The organism is Phenylobacterium ferrooxidans, from assembly GCF_042714595.1.
GTDB lineage: Bacteria > Pseudomonadota > Alphaproteobacteria > Caulobacterales > Caulobacteraceae > Phenylobacterium > Phenylobacterium ferrooxidans.
Window position 1 is genome coordinate 100704 of sequence record NZ_JAOTJD010000008.1, and the last position, 6000, is coordinate 106703.

Annotated in this window: 6 protein-coding genes; 2 read left to right on the forward strand and 4 right to left on the reverse strand. The window is 69.5% G+C overall.

What is annotated here, in order from left to right; translation table 11 throughout:
* Positions 1 to 512: 512 nt before the first annotated feature.
* Entirely contained in the window at positions 513 to 2021 is a 1509-nt protein-coding gene (locus OCL97_RS06465) for a spinster family MFS transporter (protein ID WP_377368658.1), read from the forward strand.
* A gap of 66 nt (positions 2022 to 2087) precedes the next feature.
* Entirely contained in the window at positions 2088 to 3416 is a 1329-nt protein-coding gene (gene purB, locus OCL97_RS06470) for an adenylosuccinate lyase (protein ID WP_305336769.1), read from the forward strand.
* A 6-nt stretch (positions 3417 to 3422) separates the two neighbouring features.
* Here the strand turns inward: purB and OCL97_RS06475 are convergent, their stop codons facing one another.
* The 4 genes from OCL97_RS06475 to OCL97_RS06490 all read right to left on the reverse strand — a co-directional run.
* Positions 3423 to 4163, reverse strand: a complete 741-nt coding sequence (locus OCL97_RS06475) for an ABC transporter ATP-binding protein (RefSeq protein ID WP_377368660.1) — start codon at positions 4161 to 4163, stop codon at positions 3423 to 3425.
* Positions 4160 to 4951, reverse strand: a complete 792-nt coding sequence (locus OCL97_RS06480) for an MlaE family ABC transporter permease (protein WP_377368662.1) — start codon at positions 4949 to 4951, stop codon at positions 4160 to 4162. The genes OCL97_RS06475 and OCL97_RS06480 overlap by 4 nt, the downstream gene beginning before the upstream one ends.
* Position 4952: 1 nt before the next feature.
* A complete protein-coding gene (gene mlaD, locus OCL97_RS06485; RefSeq protein WP_377368664.1) occupies positions 4953 to 5414 on the reverse strand; it encodes an outer membrane lipid asymmetry maintenance protein MlaD in 462 nt (153 codons plus the stop codon).
* Between the two features lie 9 nt (positions 5415 to 5423).
* A partial coding sequence (locus OCL97_RS06490; protein ID WP_377368666.1) for an MlaC/ttg2D family ABC transporter substrate-binding protein occupies positions 5424 to 6000 on the reverse strand: 577 nt, incomplete at its 5' end.

The window sequence follows — 6000 nt, forward strand, 5'->3', positions numbered from 1 at the left end:
GGGATTTGGCGGCACAGGCCTGTGCCGCCACGCCGGGCCGCATCTTCCGTCGCATCGTAGCGTCCCGCGCTTTCGTCGCGATTTTGGATGACCACTCCAGCCTCGATGAGTTCCTGGGAGAGATCTCTCCAGTACGGTTTGCAGCTGACCCCGTAGCAGGCGTCGTAGCGGACCTCGCAGACGCCCGCGCGGGGGCGCTCATCGGCCCCGCCAACCAAGCGGCACGTGACGTCGTGGTCCTGGATGATGTGCTCAAGCTCCCAGACTGCCCCGGCGGCGCAGGTCGCGGTTGACCGGTAGTCAGGGCACGATCGTTCCGAGGCGACGAACTTTGCAGTCCAAGCTCAGCCAGAGCAACCAGCTCTCCCTGGCGCGAGGCCGGAACACCCGCCCCCGTCGGGGTTGGTCACCCGCACACCACCGATGTCGGTCGGGAACCTGTCGGGCCCCTTCCCCTTCCCCACCGGCTCCGCCTAAAGTCCGCGCCAGAGAGTGCATGGGGGGATGTGCGTATGACTGCGGCGGCGGACGCCGGCGGCAAGCCGGTCTATTCGGACAGCTATAAGGGCGTGGTGCTGGGCCTGCTGGTCACGGCCTACACGCTCAACTTCATCGACCGGACCATCATCTCCACCATCGGCCAGGCCATCAAGGATGACCTGAAGATCACCGACACCCAGCTCGGCCTGTTGGGGGGGCTCTATTTCGCCCTGCTCTACACCCTGCTGGGCATCCCGATCGCCCGCCTCGCCGAACGGTTCAACCGCGTCAACATCATCTCCGCCGCCATCCTGATCTGGTCGGGCTTCACCGCGCTCTGCGGGACGGCCACCAGCTTCGCCCAGCTGGCCGCCTACCGCTTCGGCGTCGGGTTCGGCGAGGCGGGCCTCTCCCCGCCCGCCCACTCCCTGATCAGCGACTATTACGAGCCCAAGCGGCGGGCGAGCGCGCTCTCCATCTATTCCTTCGGCATCCCGCTCGGCACCATGCTGGGCGCCGTGGCCGGCGGCTGGCTGGCGCAGAACTTCTCCTGGCGCATCGCCTTCCTGATCGTCGGCGCGCCGGGCATCATCATCGCCATCATCATGAAAATGGTGATCAAGGAGCCGCCGCGCGGCCATTCCGAGCCTGAACAGGCGCCGGCCTCGCCCGAGGATGTCGCGCCGCCGGCTCCCAAATTCTCCCTGGCCGGCGAGTTCAAGGAACTGGCCGCCGTCTCGGCCACCCTGTTTGGCAAGTGGCCGGTCCTGCACATGGTGCTGGGCGTCACCATCGCCTCCTTCGGCTCCTACGGCTCGGGCCAGTTCGTGCCGCCCTACTTCACCCGCGCCTTTGGCCTGGACTACGCCCAGGTCGGGCTGATCACCGGCCTGGTGGGAGGCTTCTCCGCCGGCATCGGCACCCTGCTGGGGGGCTTCATCACCGACCGTCTCAGCAAGCGCTCGCCGCGCTGGTACGCCCTGACGCCGGCCATCGGCCTGGCCATCGCCACGCCCATCTATGTCGCGGCCTATCTGCAGCCCTCATGGCAGACCGCGGCCCTGATCCTGCTGATCCCGGGCATCTTCCACTACACCTATCTGGGCCCCACCTTCGGGGTGGTGCAGAACATGGTGCCGACCCACCGCCGGGCCACGGCCACGGCCCTGCTGTTCTTCTTCCTCAACCTGCTGGCGCTCGGCGGCGGCCCGCCCTTCACCGGCTGGATCATCGACCAGTTCGCCCAGTTCAACTTCAACCACCTCGGCGCGGGCGGGACGCTCGCGGGCCTCGGCGGCCTGTTCGGCGGCGACCTGGGGGCCGTCAGCTTCGCCACCGCCTGCCCGGGCGGCAAGGCGCCCGACGGGGCCAGCCTCGCCCTCGTCGGCCAGTGCAAGGCCAGCCTGGTGGAGGCCACCCGCTCGGGCGTCATCGTCTCCATCTGCTTCTACCTCTGGGCCGCCTTCCACTACCTGCTGGGCTCCATCGGCCTCACCAAGGCGCTGGCCAAGGCCCGCACCGACCGCGGCGAAGCGGCTTAAACGGCACATCCGGGGTGGCGAAATCGGCCCGGTGGCGCTATCCACCGGGCCGTAAGGAGCCCTCGCATGATCCCCCGCTACGCCCGCAAGGAAGCCGCTGACATCTGGTCGCCCCAGACCCGTTTCAAGATCATGTTCGAGATCGAGGCCCACGCCGCCGACAAGATGGCCGAGCTGGGGGTCATCCCCAAGCTGGCCGCCCAGACCATCTGGGAAAAGGGCCGCGACGCCATCTGGGACGCTGACCGCATCGACGAGATCGAGCGCGAGGTGAAGCACGACGTCATCGCCTTCCTGACCCACGTCACCGAGATCGTCGGCCCGGAAGCCCGCTTCCTGCACCAGGGCATGACCAGCTCCGACGTCAACGACACGGCGCTCGCCGTCCAGCTCAGCCGCGCCACCGACCTGCTGATCGACGACGTGGACATGGTGCTGACCGCCCTGAAGCGCCGCGCCTTCGAGCACCGCCTGACGCCGACCGTCGGCCGCAGCCACGCCATCCACGCCGAGCCCACCACCTTCGGCCTCAAGCTCGCCGGCCACTACGCCGAGTTCCAGCGCGCCAAGGAGCGGCTGGCGATGGCCAAGTTCGAGATCGCCACCTGCGCCATCTCCGGCGCGGTCGGCACCTTCGCCAATGTCGCGCCTGAGGTTGAGGCCCACGTCGCCGAGCAGCTGGGCCTGGCGGTCGAACCGGTCTCCACCCAGGTGATCCCGCGCGACCGCCACGCCGCCTATTTCGCCGCCCTCGGCGTCGTCGCCTCCTCCATCGAGCGCCTGGCCACCGAAATCCGCCACTTGCAGCGCACTGAGGTGCTGGAGGCCGAGGAGCCCTTCGAGGTCGGTCAGAAGGGGTCCAGCGCCATGCCGCACAAGCGCAACCCGATCCTCACCGAGAACCTGACGGGCCTCGCCCGCCTGATCCGCTCGGCCGTCGTGCCGGCCATGGAGAACGTCACCCTCTGGCACGAGCGCGACATCAGCCACTCGTCGGTCGAGCGCGGCATCGCCCCGGACGCCACCGTCCACCTGGACTTCGCCCTGCGCCGCCTGGCCGGCGTGGTGGAGCGGCTGGTGATCTATCCGGAGAACATGCTCAAGAACATGGACCGGCTCGGCGGCCTGGTTCACTCCCAGCGCGTCATGCTGGCCCTGACCCAGAAGGGCGTCGCCCGCGAGACCGCCTACGCCTCGGTCCAGGGCGCGGCCATGAAGGTCTGGCGCGGCGAAGGCCTGTTCATCGACCTGCTGCTGGCCGACGAGACCGTCACCCTCTCCGAAGCCGAGATCCGCGACCTCTTCGACCTCGGCTACCACTTCAAGAACGTCGACGTGATCTTCGCCCGGGTGTTCGGGCAGGAGGCCATGGCGATGGCGAAGGCCGCGGAATAGCCCAGCCTACCCGGCGACAAAGGCCCGGACATGGGGGTTGCTCGTCTGGTCTAGCTCCCCGGGGGCGCCCTGCCAGACGATCTGCCCGTCGTGCAGCATGGCGATCTGGTCGCCGATCCTGCGGGCCGAGGCGAGATCGTGGGTGATCGACACCGCGGTGCAGCCCAGCCGCCTCACCTGGTCGACGATCAGGTCGTTGATCACCGCGGCGGTGACCGGGTCCAGGCCGGTGGTCGGCTCATCGAAGAACAGCACCTCCGGATCGGCGGCGATGGCGCGGGCCAGCCCGACGCGCTTCTGCATCCCACCCGAAAGCTCCGACGGGAAGACATCGGCGACGGCCTCCTCGAGGCGCACCCTGGCCAGGGCGTCAAGCGCCCGGATCCTGGCGGCCTTGCGCGACACGCCGTCGGCGTTGATCAGCCGGAAGGCGACGTTCTCCCAGACCGTCAGGCTGTCGAACAGCGCCGCGCTCTGGAACAGCACGCCTGAGCGGGCCAGCAGCCGCCGCTGCAGCCGGCCGCCAAACCCCGGAAGCCCCCGGCCGTCCAGCACGACCCGCCCCCCGTCGGGCGCCACGAGGCCGAGCGCCAGCTTGAGCATCACCGACTTGCCCTGCCCTGAACCGCCGATGATCACCATCGAGCGCCCGGTCTCGACGCTGAGATTCAGCCGGTCCAGGACGGTGACGTCCCCGAACCGCTTGGTGACGTTGCGCCATTCCAGCTTGGGCCGCGCGCCACTCATCGGCGGGTGAACAGGGTGGTGAGCAGGTAGTCGGAGGCGAAGATCAGGATCGCGGCCGAGACCACGGCGTCGGTGGTGGCCCGCCCGACCCCCCGCGCCCCGCCGGTGGCGCGGTAGCCGTGATAGCAGCCCATCAGGGCGACGATGAGCCCGAACACCATGGCCTTCAGCAGGCCGGTGCCCACGTCGCCGGCCTCCACGAAGTCCACCGTGGCGCGGATATAGACGGTGGGATTGAAGTCCAGGAACCCGACCGCGACGGCCCATCCCCCCCCGATCCCGATGATGTCGGCCACCACGGTGAGGAGCGGCAGGGCGACCACCGCGGCCACGATCCGCGGCGCCACGAGGTAGCCGAAGGGGTCGGTGGACAGGGTCCTCATCGCGTCGATCTGCTCGGTGGTGCGCATGGCCCCGATCTCCGCGGCGATGGTGGCCGAGACGCGGCCGGCCAGCATCAGGGCGGCCAGCACCGGACCAAGTTCTCGGGTGATCCCCAGGGCGACGATCTGCGGCATGATCTGCTCGGCGTTGAACCGTCCGCCGCCGGTGTAGATGTTCAGCGCCAGGGCCGCGCCCGTGAACACCGCCGTCAGCCCGACCACCGGCAGGGAGAAGAAGCCGATCACGGCCAGCTGGCGCAGGATCTGACCGGGGAACCAAGGCCCCAGTGCGATGGCCCGCAGGCTGCGCAGGGCGAACAGGGTCACCGCCCCCACCGTCTGCAGGCAGAGCAGCGCCAGGCGTCCGACGGCCCGCACTGGGATCAAGGCCGCGGCGGGCGCCATGTCACTGGCTCTCCGGCGCCGGGGCGGGCGGCCGCACCACCTGACCGATCAGGCCAAACAGGTCCACGGCGCCCTGGGTGTTCTCGATCTCCCCGCCGGGCTTGAGGTCCTCAGCCGCTCCGCCGGCCCCGATGGCGACATGCACGCCGCCAAGCAGGCTGTCGCTGGTGATCTTTGCGGTGGAATCGGCGGGCAGCCGGACCTTGGGGTCGATGGCCAGCTCCACCTTGGCCAGGTAGGTGTCCGGCTCCAGGGTGACCTTCGAGACCGTGCCGATCTTGACCCCGGCGACGCTCACGGTCGCGCCGGGCGTCAGAGAGCCGACCTCGCCGAACTTGGCGGTGACCTCGTATCCCCCCGGGGTCAGCCCGCCGCCGCCGGCCCACAGGCCATAGACCAGGAACGCCGCGGCCAGGCCCAGCACCAGCACGCCCATCAAGGTTTCCGCCCATTGTCCCCGCACGGCTGGCCTTCAAGTCCTGGAGTTGCGCTGAAGCTGGGCGATGAGCACGCTGATGTCGCCGCCGGCGTTGTCGATGGTGGAGACGAAGTCCTGCTGCTGGGTGATGGCCAGCCAGACCCCCCGGATCTGGACGTCGACGACCTTCCAGGCCACGCCGCCGCCCAGCACCCGCCAGGACACCGGGATCGGGTCGCGGCCGCCCCCCAGCACCAGGCTCGCCACCACCACGTCCCCCGGCGTCCGGGCCACCGAGCCCGTGACCTTCAGGGTCTCGCCCCGGAACTCGGAGATCCGGCTCTGATAGACGTTCTCGGCATAGGCCCGGAACACCGGGTTGAACCGCGCCCGCTCGGCTGGGGTGATGGTGCGCGCGTACTTGCCCAGCACGAAGTTGGTGATCTTCGGCACGTCGGCGATCTGGTCGATCAGGCGGCGGAAGGCCTGCTGCTTCTGCGCCACGCTCAGGCTGCGGTCGGCCAGGACCGACAGCACCTTCTGGGCCTGGACTTCGACGAAGGCCTCGGCCTGCGGATTGCGCGCGCTGCGCCGGGCCGCTGGCTGGGCCGCGGCGGCGGCGGCCAGCCCA